The sequence below is a fragment of the Pseudomonas yamanorum genome, assembly GCF_013386765.1.
GTDB classification, from domain to species: domain Bacteria; phylum Pseudomonadota; class Gammaproteobacteria; order Pseudomonadales; family Pseudomonadaceae; genus Aquipseudomonas; species Aquipseudomonas yamanorum_A.
Genome location: NZ_JACARE010000027.1, coordinates 103012 through 122359 on the forward strand (window position 1 = coordinate 103012; position 19348 = coordinate 122359).

A 19348-nucleotide genomic window follows, 5' to 3' on the forward strand; every position below is an offset into this window, starting at 1 on the left:
AGCCAGCTCCCACAGTTTGACGGCATTATCAGGTCAAGCAGGTGCAAGCTCCGAGTCACTACCCTTCGGCCGCGCCAGCCAGTAGCCCAACACCGCCAATGGCGCCGTCGCCAGCATCACAATCGCGGTAATCAACAGCGGCTGGTCAATCATCGACGACACGATCAGGCTTGCAAGAAAGCACAGGCCCAACTGCAAGGTGTTCTGCAATGCCGCTGCCTTGCCGGAATTTTCTGCAAACGGCATCAGCGCATTCGCCACCACGATCGGGTAGCTGGCGCCGTTGACCAAAGCCATCAGGCAGAACGGGATCAGCAAGGTGGCGAGCGTGGGCACGGTCAAGGTGGCCACCAGGTACAGCGCCACCATGCTGACGCAGTACGCCAACAGTAACCACGGCAACAAGGTCTTGCCCTGGAAGCGCTGCAACGCGCTGCGGCAACTGTAGCCGCCGATCAGGAATGACAGCGTTGGCAGTACATAGCTCAAGCCAATGTCGTTGGGGCTGTAGCCCATGCCGCCGAGGATGAACGGCGAGGCGGTGAGCCAGGCGAAGAAACTGGCCGAGCACGCGGCAAAAATCATCACGTTGCCGGTGAACACCCGCGACTTGAGCAGTTGCCCATAACCGAGTCGGGAAGGTTCGCCGTCGGTTGTCAGGCGTTTCGGCAAAGGCTTGAGAAACAACGTCGGCAACAGCAACAGCAACGAAACCACCAGCAACACACCGAAGATCGCCTGCCAGCCCCAATGATTCAACATCAATGCCCCCAGCAGTGGTGCCAGGGCGGGTGACAGGGACATCAGCGGCATGATGCCAGCGAACACCCGATGGGCCTTATCCGCCGGGTAACGGTCGATCACCAGCGCCTGCCAGCTGACGGCGGCGGAACACACGCCAATCGCCTGCACAAAGCGCAAGGCCAACAACTGCGGTGCGGTCTCGACCCAGAACATGCCCAGGCAACCGAGCACAAACAGCGAAAGCCCGGTGAGCAGCACCGGTTTGCGCCCCAGCCGGTCGGACAGCGGCCCCCACAGCAACTGCCCGACGGCAAAGCCGGCGAGGAAAATGCTCAGGCTCGCGCCCACTGCGCCGGGTGAAATCTGCAGTTGCTCGCCCATGGCGCCAAACGCCGGCAAGTACATATCCATGGCCAGATAGCCGAGCATGCTCAGCCCCGCCAGGTACCAGGTGAATCCAAAAGAATTTTTCATTGAAGCCTTGTATAACCTGCCATCAAACTATTTGCTGACTGGCGCCTATTATGAAGCTGCATACTTCCCTGTGAAGCGAGAATAATTGGACTTTCCTATCAATATTTTTGAAGGCAACACCCATGTGGTCTGAATATTCCCTGGATGTAGTGGATGCAGTGGCCCGCCACGGCAGTTTCAGCGCCGCCGCCCAGGAACTGCACCGCGTGCCGTCGGCCATCAGCTACACCGTGCGGCAAATCGAAGAATGGCTGGCGGTGCCGCTGTTTGTCCGACGTCATCGGGATGTGGAACTGACGCCCGCCGGTAGATTGTTTATCGACGAAGCCCGCGGCGTCATGAAAAAAATGCTCGGCACCCGCCGGCTGTGCCAGCAAGTGGCCAATGGCTGGAGTGGCCAACTGAAAGTCGCGGTGGACTCCATCGTCAAACAGCAGCGCTGCCGGCAACTGGTGCTGGATTTCTATCGCCAGTTCCCGGAGGTGGAATTGCTGCTGGATTACGAGGTGTACAACGGGGTGTGGGATGCCCTGGCCGACGACCGCACCGACATTGTGATCGGTGCCACCAGCGCGGTGCCGGTGGCCAGCCAGTTCACGTTTCGCGACATGGGTTTGTTGAACTGGCTGTGTGTGGTCAGCAGCCGGCACCCGCTGGCGACGGAAAAAGGCTTGCTCAGCGATGACCAACTGCGACCTTTCGCCTCCCTGTGCATGACCGATACCTCGCGCAACCTGCCCAAGCGCGACACCTGGACCCTGGATAACCAGCGTCGTTTAGTGGTGCCCCATTGGGCCTCGGCGATTGATTGCCTGCGAGATGGCCTGTGCGTCGGCATGGCGCCGGCGCACCTGGTGCAACCGTGGATCGAACGCGGCGAGCTGAGCGCCCTGCAACTGTCCCGGCCCTTCCCAGCCAGCCCGTCGTGCGTGGCGTGGGCGCAGAACAAACTGTCGCCGGCCATGGCCTGGTTGCTCGACTATCTGGGGGATACCGAAACCCTGAATCAGGAGTGGTTGAACGGCCCCGCGTAGCAGCTGTCGAGCTTTAGCGAGGCTGCGTCGGCAGCACCACCGCCATCGAGTTTGGCCAGGGACCCTGCGTCGGCAGCCCCACCGCCATCGAGTTTGACCCGTGACCGAGGTGCGTCCTACGCAGCCTCGCTGGCGCTCGACAGCTGCTACGGAAGATGGGTAGATCTAGTCCAGCAGCCGGGAAAGCGCCCGCACGATCATCTCCACTTCCTTGCCGTCAATGGTCAACGGCGGCAGCAGGCGGATGATCTTGCCCCGCGTCACGTTGATCAGCAGCCCATGCTCGTGCGCCGCGCGCTGGGCCAGGTCGCGGTGAGGCGTCGCCAGCTCAATGCCGATCATCAGCCCCTGCCCGCGAATCGCCAGCACCTGGGGATGTTCGCTCAACTCCACCCGCAAGCGCGCCAGCAACCGCTCGCCCTGTTGTGCCGCGTTGTCGAGCAGGCCTTGTTCTTCGATGATCTCCAGCACCGTACACCCCACCCGACAGGCCAGCGGATTGCCGCCGAAGGTGCTGCCATGGCTGCCAGGCGTAAACAATTGCGCCACGGCGGCCCGGGCCAGGCACGCACCAATCGGCACGCCGTTGCCCAGGCCTTTGGCCAGGGTCATCACATCGGGCACGATGCCTTCATGCTGGAAGGCAAACCAGCGACCGGTGCGGCCGATCCCGGTCTGGATCTCATCGAGCATCAATAACCAACCTTGGCGAGTGCAGTGCTCGCGCAAGGCTTTCAGGTAACCCGGCGGCGCGACTTGCACACCGCTTTCGCCCTGGATCGGCTCCAGCAGCACCGCGACAATCCGCGCGCCGAACTCCTCGGTCACCGCCTCCAACCCCTTCAAGTCACCGAAGCCGACCTTGATGAAGTCCCCCGGCAGCTTTTGAAACCCCAGCCGCACGGAAGGCCCGTCGCTGGCAGACATAGTGCCCAGGGTGCGCCCGTGGAAAGCATTCTCCATCACCACCACCAGAGGCTGTTCGATACCCTTTTTCCAGCCATGCAACCGCGCCAGCTTCAGCGCCGTTTCGTTTGCCTCGGCCCCGGAATTGTTGAAGAAGGCCTGGTCCAGCCCGGAAAGTTGGGTGAGGCGCTGGGCCAGCCGCTGCTGCCAGTCGATGCTGTAGAGGTTGGAGGTGTGCAGCAGCAAACCGGCCTGCTCACTGATGGCCGTCACCAACCGTGGGTGGGAGTGGCCGACATTCGTCACCGCCACACCCGCCACGGCATCCAGGTATTCACGACCCTGCTGGTCCCACAGGCGCGTGCCAAGGCCACGGGTAAAGCTCAGGGGCGACGGTTGATAAGTGGTCATCAGGCAGGCGGCGGTCATGGCGTGAGGCTCCAGTGCATCGTAGTGATGGCGCCAGTATCGTTAGCCACCCGAGCTGGATAAACTGCGCATTCCTGCAATCACTTTAAATCAAGGCTTGATAATGGATCTGTTCCAGGCGATGACGGTGTACGTGAAAGTGGTGGAAGCCGGCAGCATGACGGCGGCGGCGCAGGCGTGCGGCATGTCCACCACCATGGTCGGCAATCACCTGCGCGCCCTGGAACAACGCCTGGGCGTCAGCCTGCTCAAGCGCACCACCCGCAAGCAAAGCCTGACCGAGTTTGGCGGGATTTATTACCAGCGTTGCCTGGAAGTGCTCGGGCTGGTGTCCGACTCCGAACAGATGGCCGAACAAGCCAACAGCGACGTACCCAAGGGCCTGCTGCGGATCACTGCGCCACCGGCCTTTGGCACCGAACGCCTGGCACCGGCACTCAGTGAATTCTCCCAGCGCTATCCCCAGATCAAGCTGTATGTAGTGCTGAGTAATCAGCGGATGGACATGGTCGACAGCGGCTTCGACGTGGCCATCCGCCTGGGGGAGCTGGACGCTCCAAGCCTGATTGCCCGGCCAATGCTGGATTACACCATCACCCTCTGCGCGTCCCCGGGTTACCTGGCGCGCCGTGGCACGCCCCAACTCCCCGATGATCTGCAGGAGCACGACTGCCTGGCATTCGCCTACCCGGCGACCGACGACTGGCGCAACGCCGACAAACTGTGGCGCATGCGCGGTGTAGAGGGCGAAGTGGAAATTCCCGTTTCCGGCTCGTTGACCATCAACAGTTCCCAGGCCTTGCGCCAGGCGGCACTGGAAGGCATGGGCATCGTGATGCTGCCGGACGCACTGGTAGAGCCCGACCTGCGGGCCGGGAAGCTGGTGGCGTTATTGACGTCCTACCAACTGCCCAGCCGGCCGATGCATTTACTGTACGCCCAGGACCGCTATCGCCTGCCCAAGCTGCGGGCCTTTGTGGATTTCGTCATGGAAAAGTGGGCGCGCTAAAGGCTCACTCCGAGCTCACCTAAGCGTTCGCGTGTCTGCCCGGCAGACACGTGATGAATCCCCTGCCAGCCCAAGGCAATGGCCGCCTCGGTATTACCGGCCACGTCATCAATAAATACCACTTCAGCCGGCTGGATATCCGGCAGATGGGCACGCACCTGCGCCAGGCTGGCGTGGTAGATCGCAGCATCGGGCTTGATCAACTTGATTTCGCCAGACACCACGATGTCGCGAAAATACTGCAGGAACGGATAGTTGGCACGGGCGTAGGGAAAGGTCTCGGCGGACCAGTTGGTCAGGCCGAACAGTGGCATCTTCGCCTCATGCAACGCTTCCAGAATGGCCACGCCTTCAGGCAATGCGCCGCGCAGCATCTCGTGCCAGCGGTCGTAGTACGCCTGGATCAAGCGTTCGTGTTGGGGGTGTTCGGCGATCAGCGTGCGGGTCGCCTCGGCCAGGCTGCGGCCGGCATCCTGCTCGGTGTTCCAGGCCTGGGTGCAGACCGTGTCCAGGAACTGCTGGCGCTCGTGGTCGTCGGCAATCAGTTGGCGGTAGAGATGGTGCGGGTTCCAGTCGAACAGGACACCGCCGAAATCAAAAACAACTGCGCGAATCGTCATAAGGACATCTCCGTTTAAAACACCTGCAGATGCAGGATAAATGGATTACATAAATATGCATCGAAACACTTCAGATATTTCCGACAGCACGGACTAGACGGGTTGCTTAGTGTCGAAGGTGCAATCGGTCACACATTTGTCTGGAAGGGAACTCCATAAAACTTACGACACATCGCGAAGAAGTTGGAGGTAACCCATGAACACTATTAATACTTCTGTCATTTCCCCATCAAGCGCCAGCAGAGCAATGCTGGAAAATCGTCAAATGGAACAGGGGGCCGGATCCGGCCCTCTGGAGAAACGGTCCCTGGAGTCGGCGATCGAACGGGTCAAGGGCCAGACCGGAATTGCATCAGGCCATCTTGCACCTTTCCAACGCCTGGCCGCTGAGCACAACACCCTCATTGGGGTACGTGCCGTCGAGCCAGTGGCAACCGGGCTGATCGAGGCAGGGCATCCCACCAAAGACTTTCATATCAAAGGCAAAAGTGCCGACTGGGGGCCGCAGGCCGGCCTGATCTGCGTGGATCAGGGGCTCAGTAAACTGGAGAAGTTTTCTGAAACCAATCCGCAGAAAATCGCCAAGGCCAGCGAGCAAACCACCAGTTGCATCCAGGATGGCTATGCGGTTTCAGTTCCGCTGACGGTGTCGAGCAACCGCCTTAACGACCTGCTGAAGCTCGGCAAAATCGATCAACTCCAACCCGAGACTCCTGACGGCGTCATACGCTTCAATGCACAGGGACCCAGCCATAAAATCTACGCATTCGAAGGCAAGCGCCAATCACCTTTAGATAACGACTTTCAAATCACCCACCAAGGCAAGCCTGTCGAAGTGCTGGCAAAAACCGAAGGCGGCAAAGCCCTGACGGCTGACTATGATTTGCACTTGATCGGCCCTCACATGAGTGACCTCGGCCCGCAAGACAAGCTACCCGTGCCGGATGTCGCCCACAGCGTATTTAAGGAGCGGGTTGATGGCTATAAACAACGCAGCGCAGATCCCAATCAATACAAAGCGCCAAATGAACTGCGCGAAGACTATGAAAGCGCTGATCGTTTTTATCAAAAGGAAGACAGCAACATCGGCAATGCCACGTCGCGAATAGCGAACATGATCCCGGCGATCAATGAGGCGCTGGTGGGGAAGGGAGAGCGGGTGGTTCACCACAGTACGGATTCAGGGAACCCGGCGGCTGATGTTGCTGCCAACTACCCGGTAACCTTTTTCCTGCCGGCCAAACTCGGACGGTTCGACGAAATCGCCATCATCAATGACAGCAAGGAAATGGCAGAACTGATCCGGACAGCCAAAGACAGTGGTTACCACATGCCCTTGAACCCACTGTGGGAAAAAGAAGTGGTAAACGTCAGGCGGCCCGCGTTCAGCGAGGCACAGGCGCGCCTCTCTTCATCCCGCACCGCCTGAAGTTGTGAAGTAACCCGCCGCGGCCTTGATAACACCTCTTCAAGGTCGCGGCCTGCTCACATCGCTCAGGCCTGAACCAGGCCCTGGATCTTCACGGTTGGATTGACGTCAGCGTCGTAGTCCACGCCGTCGATCTCGAAACCGAACAGGCGGAGGAACTCCGCCTTGTATCCGGCAAAATCGCTGATCTCGTTGACATTGTCGTCGGAGACCTGATTCCACAGTGCCGCGACCGCGTCCTGAACCTTCGGCTCAAGTTCCGCGAGGTCGGCACGCAGGCGGCCGTCGGCGTCGAGCTTGGGCTCTTTGCCGTACAGGCTGTCCTTGAACAGGCCGTAGACCTGCTCGATGCAACCTTCGTGGGTGCCCTGTTCTTTCATCACTTTAAACAGCAGCGACAGGTACAGCGGCATGATCGGGATCGCCGAACTGGCCTGGGTGACCACGGCCTTGAGCACCGACACACGGGCGTCGCCCTTCAGTGCAGCGAGGTTTTCGCGCAGGGTCAGGACTTTCTTGTCCAGGTCCTTCTTGGCTTCGCCGATGGAACCGTTCCAGTAGATGTCCTGGGTCAGCTTCTCGCCGAGGTAGGTGAACGCGGTGGTCTTGGCGCCTTCGGCCAACACGTCGGCGTCACGCAGGGCGTCGATCCACAGCTGCCAGTCTTCGCCGCCCATGACTTTCACGGTGCCGTCGATTTCTTCCTGGGTGGCCGGCTCAAGGGTGGTGTCGACCACGACGCCCTTGTCGGTGTTGATACCGCGCAGGGTCACGGCCTTGCCGATCGGTTTCAGGGTGGAGGTGTGCACCACGCCTTGTGGGTCGGTACGGCGTGGCGCGGCCAGGCTGTAGACCACCAGGTCGATCTTGCCGAGGTCTTTCTTGATGGTTTCGATGGTCAGGCGCTTGATCTCGTCAGAGAACGCGTCGCCGTTGATGCTCTTGGCGTACAGGCCTTTTTCCAGAGCAAACTTCTCGAAGGCGGCGCTGTTGTACCAGCCGGCAGAGCTGAGCTTGCCTTCTTCGCCTTCTTTCTCAAAAAACACGCCCAGGGTGTCGGCGCCGCAGCCAAAGGCAGCGCTGATGCGCGCGGCCAGGCCGTAGCCGGTGGAAGCCCCGAGGACCAGCACCTTTTTCGGGCCGCCTTCAATGGCACCGTGTTGGGTCACGTAGTCGATCTGCTCTTTGACGTTCGCTTCACAGCCAACCGGGTGAGCGGTCACACAGATAAAGCCACGAACCCGCGGTTTGATGATCATAAAATTTCTGCCTCTTCCAAGGTGCCGAAGGCCAATGGTGGCCATTACAGCGTCAATCGTACCGGTCTATGACGCCCGGAAAACCGAAGCGTCACGATAGTCGCAAATCTTCTGTTCACAAAATGCTATCCGCAACACGGCGGATGCGGCTATCAGCCGAGGTGCTTTAAAGGGACAACGGTAAAAAACTGTGCAGTGACTTCACAAATTTCCAGCATTTAAAACGCCACCTCAGCGCGATAACACCCTATCATGACTATATTATTTCGATATGTTTCAGCTCGGGCATGATGCCCTACGGGTTGACTGACTCCTTTGCCTGGCCTGCCAGTCGATCGCGGACGGTTTTGAAGCAATCGAAAACCGCCCGATGGAGCCAAGTTTCATGAGTAAGAGTGTCATCCGCAAACGCCTGGCGTCCGCCGCCTGGGTCCTTGGTGTATTGCTGTTCATCTATTGCTTCCCGAAAACCACCCTGGTGTTTCTGCTGCTGGTGGTGTTCTGCGGGCTGTACGACTTCCTGCGCAATGGCCTGTACGACGGTACGACCATCAAGAAGTATTTCATCGGCAATGGTCGCAATACCTGGCTGCTGGCGCCGTTCAACACACTGTTTGACCTGTTGAGTCAGCGCAATCGCCACGTTTATAAAATGAACGACTTGCCTGCGGCCTGGCGCGAAGACCTGCAAAAGGTGATCGACGACGCCATGGCCAACAAAGACGAAATCATCCAGTACCTGGATGAGCGCATGGCCGAGAAAAAGCGCGGCATGTTGTTCTTCCAGTGGTACGGCCGTCCGATCGAGACCACCCTGGATATTCCGCAACTGCGGGAAAAACTGCCCTATGTGAAAACCATCGGCGTGTCGGTGTTCAATGAAAACCGCTCCACCTCGTTTCACTTCGGCCCGCTGCGCATGATGTTCCGCGTGCTCTACAACATGGCACCGGCGCCGCATCACGACGGCGTTTACATCCAGGTCGGCAAGCACAAGCACTACTGGCACGATGACCCGCTGTTTATCTTCGATGACACGCTGATGCACGCCTCCTTCAACAAGAACGACGCCAAGCGCTACTGCCTGTTCATCGATATCGTGCGGCCTACCCGGGTGCCGTCCCTTCTCAACGGCCTGATCGCCGGCTTTGCCGGAGCGGTCTTTACCTTGCGGCGGTTTTTCTACAAAAACTGGAAGCTGATTCAGTAACTTCTGCGGCATGATGGTGCGCGACGGTGTTTGCGCTCGGCTCCAGTGCCGGGGAAAATGCCAGTCCAATGCGACCGTTAACGGCGCGCACTATCCTCAAGCCACTGGCCTTCCATGGTCCGGTGGCTGTGCTTTCAGGGAATCAGAATGCCCCAAAGACAAGTCATCAATGCCTCCGTAAGCCCTAAAGGCAGCCTTGAAACGCTGTCGCAACGTGAAGTCCAGCAACTGAGCGAAGCCGGTACCGGCAGCATCTACACCCTCTTCCGTCAATGCGCCCTGGCCATCCTCAACACCGGCGCGCATATCGACAACGCCAAGACCATCCTCGACGCCTATAAAGACTTCGAAGTACGCATCCACCAGCAGGACCGTGGCGTGCGCCTCGAACTGTTGAACGCCCCGGCTGACGCCTTCGTCGATGGCGAAATGATCGCCAGCACCCGGGAAATGCTGTTCAGCGCCCTGCGCGACATCGTCTACACCGAAAACGAACTGGACAGCCAGCGCATCGACCTGAGCAGCTCCCAAGGCATCACCGACTACGTGTTCCACCTGTTGCGCAACGCCCGCACCCTGCGCCCGGGCGTGGAGCCGAAGATCGTGGTGTGCTGGGGCGGGCACTCGATCAATACCGAAGAATACAAATACACCAAGAAAGTCGGGCATGAACTGGGCTTGCGCAGTCTCGACGTGTGCACCGGCTGCGGCCCCGGCGTGATGAAAGGGCCGATGAAGGGCGCGACCATTTCCCACGCCAAGCAACGCATTACCGGCGGGCGCTACCTGGGCCTGACCGAGCCGGGGATCATCGCCGCCGAGGCGCCGAACCCGATCGTCAACGAGCTGGTGATTTTGCCGGACATCGAAAAGCGCCTGGAAGCCTTCGTGCGCGTCGGCCACGGCATCATCATCTTCCCGGGCGGCGCCGGCACGGCTGAAGAGTTCCTGTACCTGCTGGGCATCCTGATGCACCCGGACAACCACGACGTGCCGTTCCCGGTGATCCTCACCGGGCCGAAACACGCCGCGCCGTACCTGCAACAGCTGCACGCGTTTGTGGGCGCAACCCTGGGGGAAGCGGCCCAGGCTCACTACCAGATCATCATTGATGATCCGGCAGAAGTGGCGCGGCAGATGACGGCCGGCCTGAAAGCGGTCAAACAGTTCCGCCGCGAGCGCAACGACGCGTTCCACTTCAACTGGCTGCTGAAGATCGACGAAGGCTTCCAGCGCCCGTTCGACCCGACCCACGCCAACATGGCCAGCCTGCAACTGAGCCACGCCCTGCCGCCCCACGAACTGGCGGCCAACCTGCGCCGGGCGTTCTCCGGGATCGTGGCGGGCAACGTCAAGGACAAGGGCATTCGCCTGATCGAGCAGAACGGGCCGTATGAGATTCATGGCGACCCGGCGATCATGAAGCCGCTGGATGAGTTGCTGAAGGCATTTGTGGAGCAGCACCGGATGAAACTGCCGGGCGGCGCTGCGTACGTGCCGTGCTATCGCGTGGTGCAGTAAGTCAGCGCTGAACCGCGACGCACTTGATCTCCAGCAGCAAGCCTGGATTGGCCAGTTCCGATACGCCAATGACCGTCCAGGCGCACAACCCTCGCGGGAACAGGCGGTTTTTCACTTCACGGAAAACCGCCATGTGTTCGCTCATGTTCACGTGGTAAGTGGTCATGTCGACCACGTCTTCAAACGTACAACCCCCCTCCTCCAACACCAGCCGCAGGCTCTCCCAGGCTGCGACGAATTGCGCCTCGGGGTCGGTGATGACTTCCAGAGTTTCCGTGCGGCCGACCTGGCCTGCGCAGTACAACGTCTTGCCGACTTTTACGGCCGGCACGTAGCCGGCGCGCTCGACGATGGGTTGCATGGAGGTGGGGATGATGAGGTGGCGGTCGGTCATATGTTGTATCTCTTGAGGCCGGTATCAGGCGTGTCGACAGGGACAGTTCGGACTATCGTTTTACCTGTTCCGACCCACCCACGCCAGATGAGTAATCTATGGACCAATGGATCTTGCCCTCCACAATTCCTTACCCTAAGGTAAGGAGTATCACGAGAGAGGCTTTCAACATGGCTACCGCCACACTTACTTCAAAAGGACAAATCACCATCCCTGTTCAAGTCCGCGCCGCGCTTGGGCTGGACACTGGCGACCGGGTCGAATTTGTGGAAATGGAAGAAGGCAAATTCGCCATCATCGCGGCCAGCAAAACCGTACTGGACCTCAAAGGGCTGATCCGCAAACCCGCCAAACCTGTCAGCATCGAAGCAATGAACCTGGCCATCGCTGCGCAGGGGGCAAAAGCACGATGATCGGACTGGATACCAATGTGCTGGTGCGCTATGTCACCCAAGATGACCCCGTTCAATCGCCAAAAGCATCCAGACTGATCGAATCTCTCACCACTTCCTCGCCGGGTTTCGTCAGCCTGGTTTCAGTGGTGGAGTTGGTATGGGTCCTCCAATCCAGCTACCAGTGCGCCAAGAGTGAAGTGGTTGCCGTCCTGGAAACGCTGCTACGCACCCGGGAACTGACTGTAGAACACGCCGAAGTCATCTGGCAGGCACTGCGGCGATTCACAAGCACCAAGGCCGACTTCGCCGACTGCCTGATTGAACGCTGTGCCCACGCAGCTGGATGTGAATATACGGCGACATTTGACACCAACGCAGCCAAGGCTACAGGCATGCGGCGGCTGACATGAGACGCCGCGTTGCAGCAGCGTTCAGGCTTTGGTAGAAAATGCCGTTACCGACTTTATCCAGAGATACGACCAACGTGCGCACGCTTCTTCTCGCCGGCTTGACGTTAACGTCCCCACTGGCCTTCGCCGAAACCATCACCTGGCCCGACCTGCCCTCCACCTGCTTCGTCAGTGGCCGCTCCGCCACCAGCCAGGATGTGGATACCGGTTGCGCGGCCTTTCTGATCAATGTGAAAGGCCAGGCGGCAGGCACGCCGATCAAGCTGGATATCCCGCAGTACGCGATGCATGTCGACGAAGCCACAGGCAAGCAAACACCAGTGATCCTCATCCAGGCGGAAGAGAATGGCGACGTAAAAGCCGTGGGCTACAAGGAGCTGGGCACCGGCCAGTTGGGCGCGGCGCTGCTCAGGGAAGTTCGGCTTCTGGGTACACAGAAGCCGATTTAAGCGACTGCAATACGGTCAGCGAACCCAGCCGCCGCCCTGCCAGTGATAGCCGTCATTGCGTTGTACCCAATGCGGATGCACGTAGCGATAACCTGGACGCTCCGGCTCCCAGTGGCCGTGCACCGCCACATAACGCCCGCCTTCCCAGCGCCAGTAACCCCGCGACCACAGGTAGCCTGGCCGCCCTTCGGGCTCGACCTCGATGACCTGCACCGGCGGCGGTTGCGGCGCGACGACTTCTACATATTCACGCTGCACCGGTCGTCGATCATGCACGACCCGCTCCTCTACACACCCGGAAGCCGCGACGACCAGCGCCGCCAATGCCGCATAACGTAACAACATACAGAATCCTCGGGCGTCACCGCCCAGCGTTTACACCAGTAAAAAATGCCCCCTTGTTCCAGCCGCGCTCCTGCTTGGCTATAAGACTTTTTAACAGGTGCCAACTGTCAGGTTGCTGAACCTGCGGGCAGACGGCAGGTAAAGAAAAACTGACCTTTTCAAGAGGTACACACTGCGACCGGTTGTTTCAGGCGCACCAGAATCAGGCCTGCCACCACCACGGCGATCCCTATATACGTCGATGCATAAATCACGTCGCCGAACATCAGTGCGGCCCAGACCAATGTCACCGGGGGCTCCAGGTACACCAGCGCCGCCACATGGGTGGCCGTCATCACCCGCAACAACATCCACAGGCTCAGGTAAGCGAGGAAGGTAGAAAACACCGTCAGCCAAAGGATGGAGATCAACACATCGGGGGCCCGGGGAATGCTCAACGTATCGGTGTAGAGCACCGCTGCGGCAAAACCGATCAAGGTCAACGACGACTGGATAAACAACGCCAGGGCAAGGTCGCCGGACTGAGCCTGGGCCGAACGTCGTTCATACAGCGTGGCGACGGTCAGCCCCAGCGCCGACACCAGGGGCAATGCATACATGACCAGCCCGACATCGGCTCCGCTGTTGCGGTATTGCCCCGAGATCACAATCGCCACGCCGGCAAAACCGATCATCAGCCCCAACCACTGCCAGCCACCACTGCGCTCGGCCACGCTGCCCGATGACAGGGCCGCCGTCATCAACGGCTGCAAGGCCGCGATGATCGCCGCTATCCCCGGCGGCAGGCCGTTCTGGATCGCGACGTAGACACAGCTCAAATAGAGAAATTGCGAGAGGAACCCGATTACGGCGTGATGGCGGATCCGCCCCCAGGAAACCTTCAGCAGCCGCACGTTCAAGAACAGCGCCAGGCACAGCGACACCAGCAGGAAACGCCAGAACAGCACGTTGAACACCCCATCACTGCGGGCCGCCAATTTCGCGCCGATAAAGCCCGAACTCCACGACAGCACGAAGACTATCTGTAACAGCAGCAGCCCTAAGGTCGATCGTTTCATTGAGCCTCCGGTTCGCTTGATTGACCGAAAGGCTAAGGGCCGCGCATGATTCTGTATATTTGAATAATCTGCACCACTAATCCATAAAAGTGGAATCATGAGTAAACAACTGAACATCGACCTGTTGCGCACCTTTCACGCGGTAGCCCGCTATCAGCGATTCAACGAAGCGGCCAACCACGTGCACCGTAGTGCCTCCACGGTGACCACACAGATTAAAAAGCTCGAAGAGCAAGTCGGCCAGCGCCTGTTCAGCCGCAGCAACCAGGGGGTTGAGCTGACCATGTACGGCAAGAAACTCCTGGGTGAAACCACCGAGTTCCTCAAGAGCCACGACCGCTTGCTGGCCTCCCTCACGCCGCAACGCATGCAGGGCAAGATCCGCCTCGGCCTGCCTGACTCTTACGCACCCGACTTCATGCAGGATTTTCTGCCGCGCCTGGTGGCCGACAACCCGCTGCTGGAATTGGAGGTGGAAGCGCGTTCCAGTGGCGAACTGCTCACGTTGTTCGGCAGCAAACAGCTGGACCTGGCCCTGATTGTCAGCGCCCTGCCCTTGGAACAGGGCGAACGCCTGGGGGAAATCCAGCCACTGTGGGTCGCCGCCGAACACTTCAGCTATCCACAGCAGGCGCCGTTACCGATTGCGGTGCAACTGTCAGGCTGCCCTTATCGCGCCGCCGCGATTCGGGCGCTGAAGGAGCACGGCACTTACTATCGGGTGCTGCTGGAAAGTGCCAGTTCGCCTGCCGTTGAAGCGTGCATTCGCAGTGGCATGGCGGTGGGCCTGGTGGAAGAAAGCCGCATGGGCAAGGGATTGACCCGAGTGATTGCCGGGGCCCAATTGCCCCCATTGCCGGTGCATCACCTGTATCTGCTTTGCGATAGCAGCAACCTGCTGGCGCTGCATGTGTATGAGCAGGTCAAAGTCGGCTTCAGCGTCTAGGGCGGGCCGAAACGCAACAGCACCGCGTCGACAAATCGCCGCAGCTTGGCGGTGCGCTGGCGGTTCGCGGTGTAGAGCAAATGCATCTGCCGGCTTGGCGCTTCAAACTCCGGCAGCACGCGCACCAGTTCGCCGCGCGCCAGGGCCGAACGCAAAAAATCTTCTGGCCCCAGGACAATGCCAAAGCCATCCAGCGCCGCAGTCATCAACGCCCGGCTTTCATTCACGTGCAGGCGGCTGGTGACTTGCGCCTTGTGCAAGACGGCGCCTTGGTAGAACGACCATTCGCGATCGACCGGGCGCGACCAGTAGGCGTATCCCAGGCACTCGTGGTGTTCAAGGTCTGCCGGCGTCAGCGGCGTACCGCGCTCGGCCAGGTATTTGGGTGCGGCACAGACCACCAGACGGTAGGGCTGCAACGGCCGGGCGGTGAGGCTGCTGCTTGCCAGAGGGCCGATACGGAACGCCACTTCGTAGCCCTCCTCCACCAGGTCGACAAACCGGTCGGTCAGGTGCAGGTCGATTTCCACCTCGGGGTTGTCCCGTAGAAACTCGGTCACCAGCGGCATCAGGCTGTAGGAGCCAAACGTCACGGGAGCGCTGATCTTGAGCTTGCCCCGCGGCGTGTCATTCATGATCTGTGCAAGGGAGTCCGCCGCCTCAGCCTCCGTCAGGATATGTTTGCAGCGCTCGTAGTAAGCACTCCCGAGTTCCGTCAGGCTTTGCCGACGCGTGGTGCGGTTAAGCAAGCGGGCGCCCAGCCGATGCTCCAGGGCCGCCACATGCTTGGCCACCATCTGCGGCGACAGGCTCAAACGCTCCGCCGCACGGGCGTAGGACCCCATCTCGGCAGCCGTCACAAAGGCATTCATGCTTGAAAGGCGGTCCATCATTCACCACTCCCAGTAACAACACCAAGATCAGAATGGCCATTTATCGCCATCCAGTCGCTAATCATCATAACGGCTCTCTCAACCCAGGAGCACCGACATGAAAATTGGCATCATCGGAGCAGGCTTTATCGGACGCGCCGTTGCGCAGTTGGCATTGGCCGCCGGCCATGAAGTGATGTTGAGCAACTCCCGTGGCCCTCAGTCAATGACCAGCGTGCGCAGCGGCATTCGCGGGGTTCAAGTGGGCACTGCGCAAGATGCAGCGCAATTTGGCGACCTGGCACTGCTGGCCATTCCGTTCGAGCATTACCGCAGCGTGCCGGCGCAGTGGCTGGAAGGCAAAATCGTGATGGATGCCAACAACTACTACCCGGATCGCGATGGCCATATTCCAGTGCTCGACCGTTTTGAAACCACCACCAGCCGGTTGGTGGCCGAGCACCTGTCGCAGTCGACGGTGGTGAAAGTGTTCAACGCCATCCTGGCGCCAGACTTGACCCAGGACGCGCGCAGCAGCGGCGCACCCGATCGGCGTGCGCTGCCGGTCGCTGCAGATGATCCGGCCGCCAAGGCGCAAGTGATTGCCTTGCTGGACGACATAGGCTTTGACGCAGTGGATGCCGGCGGGCTGGATGAGAGCTGGCGGTTTGAACGCGCCAAACCTGCGTACTGCATTCCACTGGACAAAGAGGGGCTGAAGGCGGCCCTGGCGGCGGCGGAGCGCCAAGTAGAGCTGCCCGCCGGTGACTGGTACACGTCCAGACCGTAAACCCTGTAAAACCCCGCCGGCCACTGTCGTGTTCGGCGGATCCCCAGGCACTGCCAGCCCCGCAAATACGACCTATAGTCACACGACGATCAATTTCGCAGGGGTGCTGCAAAATGCCATCTCGTCGCGTCCCTCTCTATGTGCACCTTTCCTACCTGTTCGTCGGGTTGCTGCTGCTTTTTGCGCTGATCAACCTCAGCTATCAATTCCTGCAGACCAAGCGGTTCATGGCCGATGAGGCCCGTTCGCGCTTCGAGATCGCCGGCCAGCTCACCCTCAAAGAGTTGCAGAACCTGTACGGACCCGCCCAGCTCACCGTTGGCCTGCTGTCACAGCAGCGCCTGATGAACGCCACCACCCTGGATGAACGCCTCGACAGCCTGCCCTTCCTGGTGACGATGCTGAAGGCGCAGCCGGCGGTGCGAGGGGTTTACATGGGATACGGCAATGGCGATTTTTTCATGCTGTTTCGCGGGGATGAAAACCCTGCACGAGATCCAAGGCTGGCACCGCCAACAGGCACCGCCTGGACCCTGCAGAACATCCAGGCACACGATGGCAAACCTGTCGGCGAGTATCTCTATTTGAACGCCGACCTGTCCGTTATGGAGCGCCGGGCTGATCCAGCCAACCAGTTCGATCCCCGCACCCGCAGCTGGTACACAGGCGCGAAATCCGCAGGAAAGCTGTTTGCAACCCAGCCATACCCGTTTTTCGGCACCGAGGACGTAGGGGTCAGTTTTGCTCAGCCTACGCAAAATGGTGCCGGGGTCGCTGGCATCGATATCAGCTTGCGCTCTATCGACCAACTTCTGCAGTCGGCCAAAATCACCCCGGGCTCACACCTGACCATCCTCAATCATAAAAACGAGGTGATCAGCTCTGAAAAGGGTTCGCGGCTGATATCGAACAGCAATGGCGAAAATCGCCTGGCGCGCCTGGATGAGCTAAGCCTGCCGGTGACTCAACAATTTGTGGCGGCAGCGGCCACCCAACACAACGACCGATTAAGCCTCGGTACCCGCGACGGTGAATGGCAAGGCATGCGCGTTGAACTGCCGTTGGCGGGCACGGAAAATCTTTCCCTATGGATGACAACGCCGTATCGAGAGCTGATGGCCAATGCGATTGCCACCCGCAATCACGGCTTGTTCATCTCCCTGGCGTTTCTTGTCGTGAGTATCCTGGTGGCCCTGGCCATGTCCCGTGCGGCATCCCGGCCGTTGGCGGCATTAACCCATCAGGCTACGCAAATAGAACAATTCAACTTTGAGGCATCAACGCAGGTTAAATCGAACATCGCCGAGGTCATCGACCTGGCACATGCCATGGGCAGCATGAAGTCCACCATTCAGCACTTTCTGGAACTATCGACGGTGCTGTCCAGCGAGACCAACTTCCAGAACCTGCTGGCGCGTTTGCTGATGGAAATGCAGGAGACCACCGGTGCCAAAGGCGGCTTGATCTATCTGGCCGATGCCCATGCCGGCCACTTGAAAGTGGCGCGAGTGCGTTGGGGCAATGAGTTACAGGAAACCACCGAGGGCAAGCCGATTGAACTGGCCGACAACCCGAACCACCCACTGGTGCAGGCACTCAATACGCCCCAGGCAAAGCCTGCGCGATTAAGCCGGGAACAATTGCAGACTCATTTTGGTTTTCTGAAGGATATCCAAACCTCACTGACGCTTTGGGCTTTACCGCTGAAGGACCGCAGCGGCCTGTTGCTGGGCGTCCACGTGTTGCTGGTGGATGAGAACGAACGGCGACTGACACCCTCGCTCATGGCCTTCGTGGAAGCCTTGTCGAGCACCGCCGCCATCGCCCTTAACACCCAGCGCCTGATCGATGAGCAGAAGACCTTGCTGGAGTCGTTTATCCAGCTGATCGCCGGTGCAATCGATGCCAAGAGCCCCTACACCGGCGGCCACTGCCAGCGCGTACCTGAGCTGACGAAGATGCTCGCCCACGCGGCCTGTGCTGAAAGAGACGGGCCATTCAAGGATTTCGCGCTCAATGAGGAGCAGTGGGAGGCGCTGCATATCGCGGCATGGCTGCACGACTGCGGCAAAGTCACCACGCCTGAATATGTGGTGGATAAAGCCACCAAGCTTGAAACGCTGTACGACCGTATCCATGAAGTGCGGATGCGTTTCGAAGTGCTCAAGCGCGACGCCGAACTCGACTACTGGAAAAGTATCGCCGCTGGAGGTGCGGCCGAAACATTGCAGATAGAGCTGGCTGAAAAGCTCGCGCAACTGGATGACGATTTTGCCTTTGTGGCCCAGTGCAATATTGGCGGAGAGTTTATGGCGCCGGACCGTGTTGAACGCGTGCAGAAGCTGGCCAACTACACGTGGCGTCGCACCCTCTCAGACCGTATCGGCGTTTCCAACGAAGAAAGTGCCCGTAAACAACGTTCGGCCGAAGCAGAACTTCCAACCATGGAACCCTTATTGGCAGATCGTGCCGATCACCTGTTCCCGCGCAGCAGCCGCGAAACCCTGAGTGATGACAATCCGTACGGCTTCAAGGTCAAGGTTCCGGAACACCTCTACAACCGCGGGGAGCTTTATAACCTGTGTATCAGCCGCGGCACCCTGACCGAAGAAGAGCGCTACAAGATCAACGAGCACATCATCCAGACCATCAGCATGCTGGAAAAACTGCCGTTCCCGCGCCACCTCCAGCAAGTCCCGGAAATAGCTGGCGGCCACCATGAGAAAATGGACGGCAACGGCTACCCGAAGCGTCTCACCCGCGAACAGATGAGTTGGCCGGCACGCATGATGGGGATCGCGGATATTTTCGAGGCACTGACGGCCGTCGACAGGCCCTATAAAAAGGGCAAGAAGTTGTCGGAGGCGATCAAGATCATGGGCTTTATGAAAAAGGATCGGCACATCGACCCGGAGATTTTCGACCTGTTCCTGCGCTCGGGGATCTACCTTGAATACGCCCGGCGTTACCTGCCCGAGGAATTGATTGATGCGGTGGATATCCAGCCCTACCTGGACATGAACTGCACTGAAGACGCTTGATTCGCAGCCAACA

19 protein-coding genes are annotated in these 19348 nt (G+C 59.5%); 11 read left to right on the plus strand and 8 right to left on the minus strand.

Annotated features, from left to right (window positions below):
• Positions 1-33: 33 nt before the first annotated feature.
• A complete protein-coding gene (gene punC / locus HX875_RS21820; RefSeq protein ID WP_177045594.1) occupies positions 34-1218 on the minus strand; it encodes a purine nucleoside transporter PunC in 1185 nt (394 codons plus the stop codon).
• Positions 1219-1340: 122 nt separating this feature from the next.
• Between punC and punR the strand changes: the two genes are divergently transcribed.
• Positions 1341-2252, plus strand: coding sequence for a DNA-binding transcriptional activator PunR (gene punR / locus HX875_RS21825; RefSeq protein ID WP_177045596.1), 912 nt, complete (start codon positions 1341-1343; stop codon positions 2250-2252).
• Between the two features lie 165 nt (positions 2253-2417).
• Here punR and HX875_RS21830 read toward each other — a convergent pair whose 3' ends face one another.
• On the minus strand, positions 2418-3587 hold the full coding sequence (locus HX875_RS21830) for an aspartate aminotransferase family protein (RefSeq protein ID WP_177045598.1): 1170 nt from the start codon (positions 3585-3587) through the stop codon (positions 2418-2420).
• 103 nt (positions 3588-3690) lie between these two features.
• Here HX875_RS21830 and HX875_RS21835 point away from each other — a divergent pair, with 103 nt between their 5' ends.
• A complete protein-coding gene (locus HX875_RS21835; RefSeq protein WP_177045600.1) occupies positions 3691-4596 on the plus strand; it encodes a LysR family transcriptional regulator in 906 nt (301 codons plus the stop codon).
• Here HX875_RS21835 and HX875_RS21840 read toward each other — a convergent pair.
• Positions 4593-5216 (minus strand): HAD family hydrolase, encoded by a 624-nt coding sequence (locus tag HX875_RS21840; protein ID WP_177045602.1) that lies wholly within the window; start codon positions 5214-5216, stop codon positions 4593-4595. The two genes, HX875_RS21835 and HX875_RS21840, sit on opposite strands and share 4 nt — an antisense overlap.
• 196 nt (positions 5217-5412) lie before the next feature.
• Here HX875_RS21840 and HX875_RS21845 point away from each other — a divergent pair, with 196 nt between their 5' ends.
• Positions 5413-6645, plus strand: a complete 1233-nt coding sequence (locus tag HX875_RS21845) for a CyaA/EF/ExoY family adenylyl cyclase toxin (protein ID WP_256348151.1) — start codon at positions 5413-5415, stop codon at positions 6643-6645.
• Between the two features lie 65 nt (positions 6646-6710).
• Here the strand turns inward: HX875_RS21845 and fabV are convergent, their stop codons facing one another.
• On the minus strand, positions 6711-7904 hold the full coding sequence (fabV, locus tag HX875_RS21850) for an enoyl-ACP reductase FabV (RefSeq protein WP_177045604.1): 1194 nt from the start codon (positions 7902-7904) through the stop codon (positions 6711-6713).
• Positions 7905-8289: 385 nt separating this feature from the next.
• Between fabV and HX875_RS21855 the strand changes: the two genes are divergently transcribed.
• Positions 8290-9114 (plus strand): aspartyl/asparaginyl beta-hydroxylase domain-containing protein, encoded by an 825-nt coding sequence (locus tag HX875_RS21855; protein WP_177045606.1) that lies wholly within the window; start codon positions 8290-8292, stop codon positions 9112-9114.
• 147 nt (positions 9115-9261) lie between these two features.
• Positions 9262-10635 (plus strand): nucleotide 5'-monophosphate nucleosidase PpnN, encoded by a 1374-nt coding sequence (ppnN, locus tag HX875_RS21860; protein WP_017477293.1) that lies wholly within the window; start codon positions 9262-9264, stop codon positions 10633-10635.
• A 1-nt stretch (position 10636) separates the two neighbouring features.
• On the opposite strand, the gene HX875_RS21865 is transcribed toward ppnN, so the two are convergent.
• On the minus strand, positions 10637-11029 hold the full coding sequence (locus HX875_RS21865) for a RidA family protein (protein ID WP_177045608.1): 393 nt from the start codon (positions 11027-11029) through the stop codon (positions 10637-10639).
• 98 nt (positions 11030-11127) lie between these two features.
• On the opposite strand from HX875_RS21865, the gene HX875_RS21870 reads away from it, so the two are divergent.
• From HX875_RS21870 to HX875_RS21880, 3 genes are all read left to right on the plus strand, one after another.
• Positions 11128-11442: an AbrB/MazE/SpoVT family DNA-binding domain-containing protein gene (locus tag HX875_RS21870; RefSeq protein ID WP_177045611.1), complete on the plus strand. Its 315-nt coding sequence runs from the start codon at positions 11128-11130 to the stop codon at positions 11440-11442.
• Complete coding sequence (locus HX875_RS21875) at positions 11439-11834, plus strand: PIN domain-containing protein (RefSeq protein WP_177045612.1); 396 nt, start codon at positions 11439-11441, stop codon at positions 11832-11834. Before HX875_RS21870 ends, HX875_RS21875 begins: the two co-directional genes overlap by 4 nt.
• 74 nt (positions 11835-11908) lie before the next feature.
• Positions 11909-12283, plus strand: coding sequence for a hypothetical protein (locus HX875_RS21880; protein WP_177045614.1), 375 nt, complete (start codon positions 11909-11911; stop codon positions 12281-12283).
• Between the two features lie 15 nt (positions 12284-12298).
• Here HX875_RS21880 and HX875_RS21885 read toward each other — a convergent pair whose 3' ends face one another.
• Both HX875_RS21885 and HX875_RS21890 read right to left on the minus strand, forming a co-directional pair.
• Positions 12299-12628: a YXWGXW repeat-containing protein gene (locus tag HX875_RS21885; protein WP_063032202.1), complete on the minus strand. Its 330-nt coding sequence runs from the start codon at positions 12626-12628 to the stop codon at positions 12299-12301.
• Positions 12629-12786: 158 nt separating this feature from the next.
• Entirely contained in the window at positions 12787-13686 is a 900-nt protein-coding gene (locus tag HX875_RS21890; protein ID WP_177045616.1) for a DMT family transporter, read from the minus strand.
• 97 nt (positions 13687-13783) lie between these two features.
• On the opposite strand from HX875_RS21890, the gene HX875_RS21895 reads away from it, so the two are divergent.
• On the plus strand, positions 13784-14632 hold the full coding sequence (locus tag HX875_RS21895; protein ID WP_177045618.1) for a LysR family transcriptional regulator: 849 nt from the start codon (positions 13784-13786) through the stop codon (positions 14630-14632).
• Here HX875_RS21895 and HX875_RS21900 read toward each other — a convergent pair.
• Positions 14629-15525 carry a LysR family transcriptional regulator gene (locus HX875_RS21900; RefSeq protein ID WP_177045620.1) on the minus strand — a complete coding sequence of 299 codons (897 nt, stop codon included), beginning with the start codon at positions 15523-15525 and terminating at the stop codon, positions 14629-14631. The two genes, HX875_RS21895 and HX875_RS21900, sit on opposite strands and share 4 nt — an antisense overlap.
• A gap of 97 nt (positions 15526-15622) precedes the next feature.
• On the opposite strand from HX875_RS21900, the gene HX875_RS21905 reads away from it, so the two are divergent.
• Positions 15623-16294, plus strand: coding sequence for an NADPH-dependent F420 reductase (locus HX875_RS21905; RefSeq protein ID WP_177045622.1), 672 nt, complete (start codon positions 15623-15625; stop codon positions 16292-16294).
• 113 nt (positions 16295-16407) lie between these two features.
• Positions 16408-19335 (plus strand): HD domain-containing phosphohydrolase, encoded by a 2928-nt coding sequence (locus tag HX875_RS21910; protein ID WP_177045624.1) that lies wholly within the window; start codon positions 16408-16410, stop codon positions 19333-19335.
• The last annotated feature ends 13 nt before the right edge of the window (positions 19336-19348 follow it).

Coding starts and splice junctions, on each gene's coding strand:
- HX875_RS21840 (WP_177045602.1), bottom strand. CDS start 5,216: ATGACGATTCGCGCAGTTGTTTTTGATTTCGGCGGTGTCCTGTTCGAC.
- HX875_RS21855 (WP_177045606.1), top strand. CDS start 8,290: ATGAGTAAGAGTGTCATCCGCAAACGCCTGGCGTCCGCCGCCTGGGTC.
- punC (WP_177045594.1), bottom strand. CDS start 1,218: ATGAAAAATTCTTTTGGATTCACCTGGTACCTGGCGGGGCTGAGCATG.
- HX875_RS21900 (WP_177045620.1), bottom strand. CDS start 15,525: ATGATGGACCGCCTTTCAAGCATGAATGCCTTTGTGACGGCTGCCGAG.
- HX875_RS21905 (WP_177045622.1), top strand. CDS start 15,623: ATGAAAATTGGCATCATCGGAGCAGGCTTTATCGGACGCGCCGTTGCG.
- HX875_RS21895 (WP_177045618.1), top strand. CDS start 13,784: ATGAGTAAACAACTGAACATCGACCTGTTGCGCACCTTTCACGCGGTA.
- HX875_RS21885 (WP_063032202.1), bottom strand. CDS start 12,628: ATGTTGTTACGTTATGCGGCATTGGCGGCGCTGGTCGTCGCGGCTTCC.
- HX875_RS21875 (WP_177045612.1), top strand. CDS start 11,439: ATGATCGGACTGGATACCAATGTGCTGGTGCGCTATGTCACCCAAGAT.
- HX875_RS21835 (WP_177045600.1), top strand. CDS start 3,691: ATGGATCTGTTCCAGGCGATGACGGTGTACGTGAAAGTGGTGGAAGCC.
- HX875_RS21910 (WP_177045624.1), top strand. CDS start 16,408: ATGCCATCTCGTCGCGTCCCTCTCTATGTGCACCTTTCCTACCTGTTC.
- fabV (WP_177045604.1), bottom strand. CDS start 7,904: ATGATCATCAAACCGCGGGTTCGTGGCTTTATCTGTGTGACCGCTCAC.
- punR (WP_177045596.1), top strand. CDS start 1,341: ATGTGGTCTGAATATTCCCTGGATGTAGTGGATGCAGTGGCCCGCCAC.
- HX875_RS21890 (WP_177045616.1), bottom strand. CDS start 13,686: ATGAAACGATCGACCTTAGGGCTGCTGCTGTTACAGATAGTCTTCGTG.
- HX875_RS21870 (WP_177045611.1), top strand. CDS start 11,128: ATGGACCAATGGATCTTGCCCTCCACAATTCCTTACCCTAAGGTAAGG.
- ppnN (WP_017477293.1), top strand. CDS start 9,262: ATGCCCCAAAGACAAGTCATCAATGCCTCCGTAAGCCCTAAAGGCAGC.
- HX875_RS21865 (WP_177045608.1), bottom strand. CDS start 11,029: ATGACCGACCGCCACCTCATCATCCCCACCTCCATGCAACCCATCGTC.
- HX875_RS21830 (WP_177045598.1), bottom strand. CDS start 3,587: ATGACCGCCGCCTGCCTGATGACCACTTATCAACCGTCGCCCCTGAGC.
- HX875_RS21845 (WP_256348151.1), top strand. CDS start 5,413: ATGAACACTATTAATACTTCTGTCATTTCCCCATCAAGCGCCAGCAGA.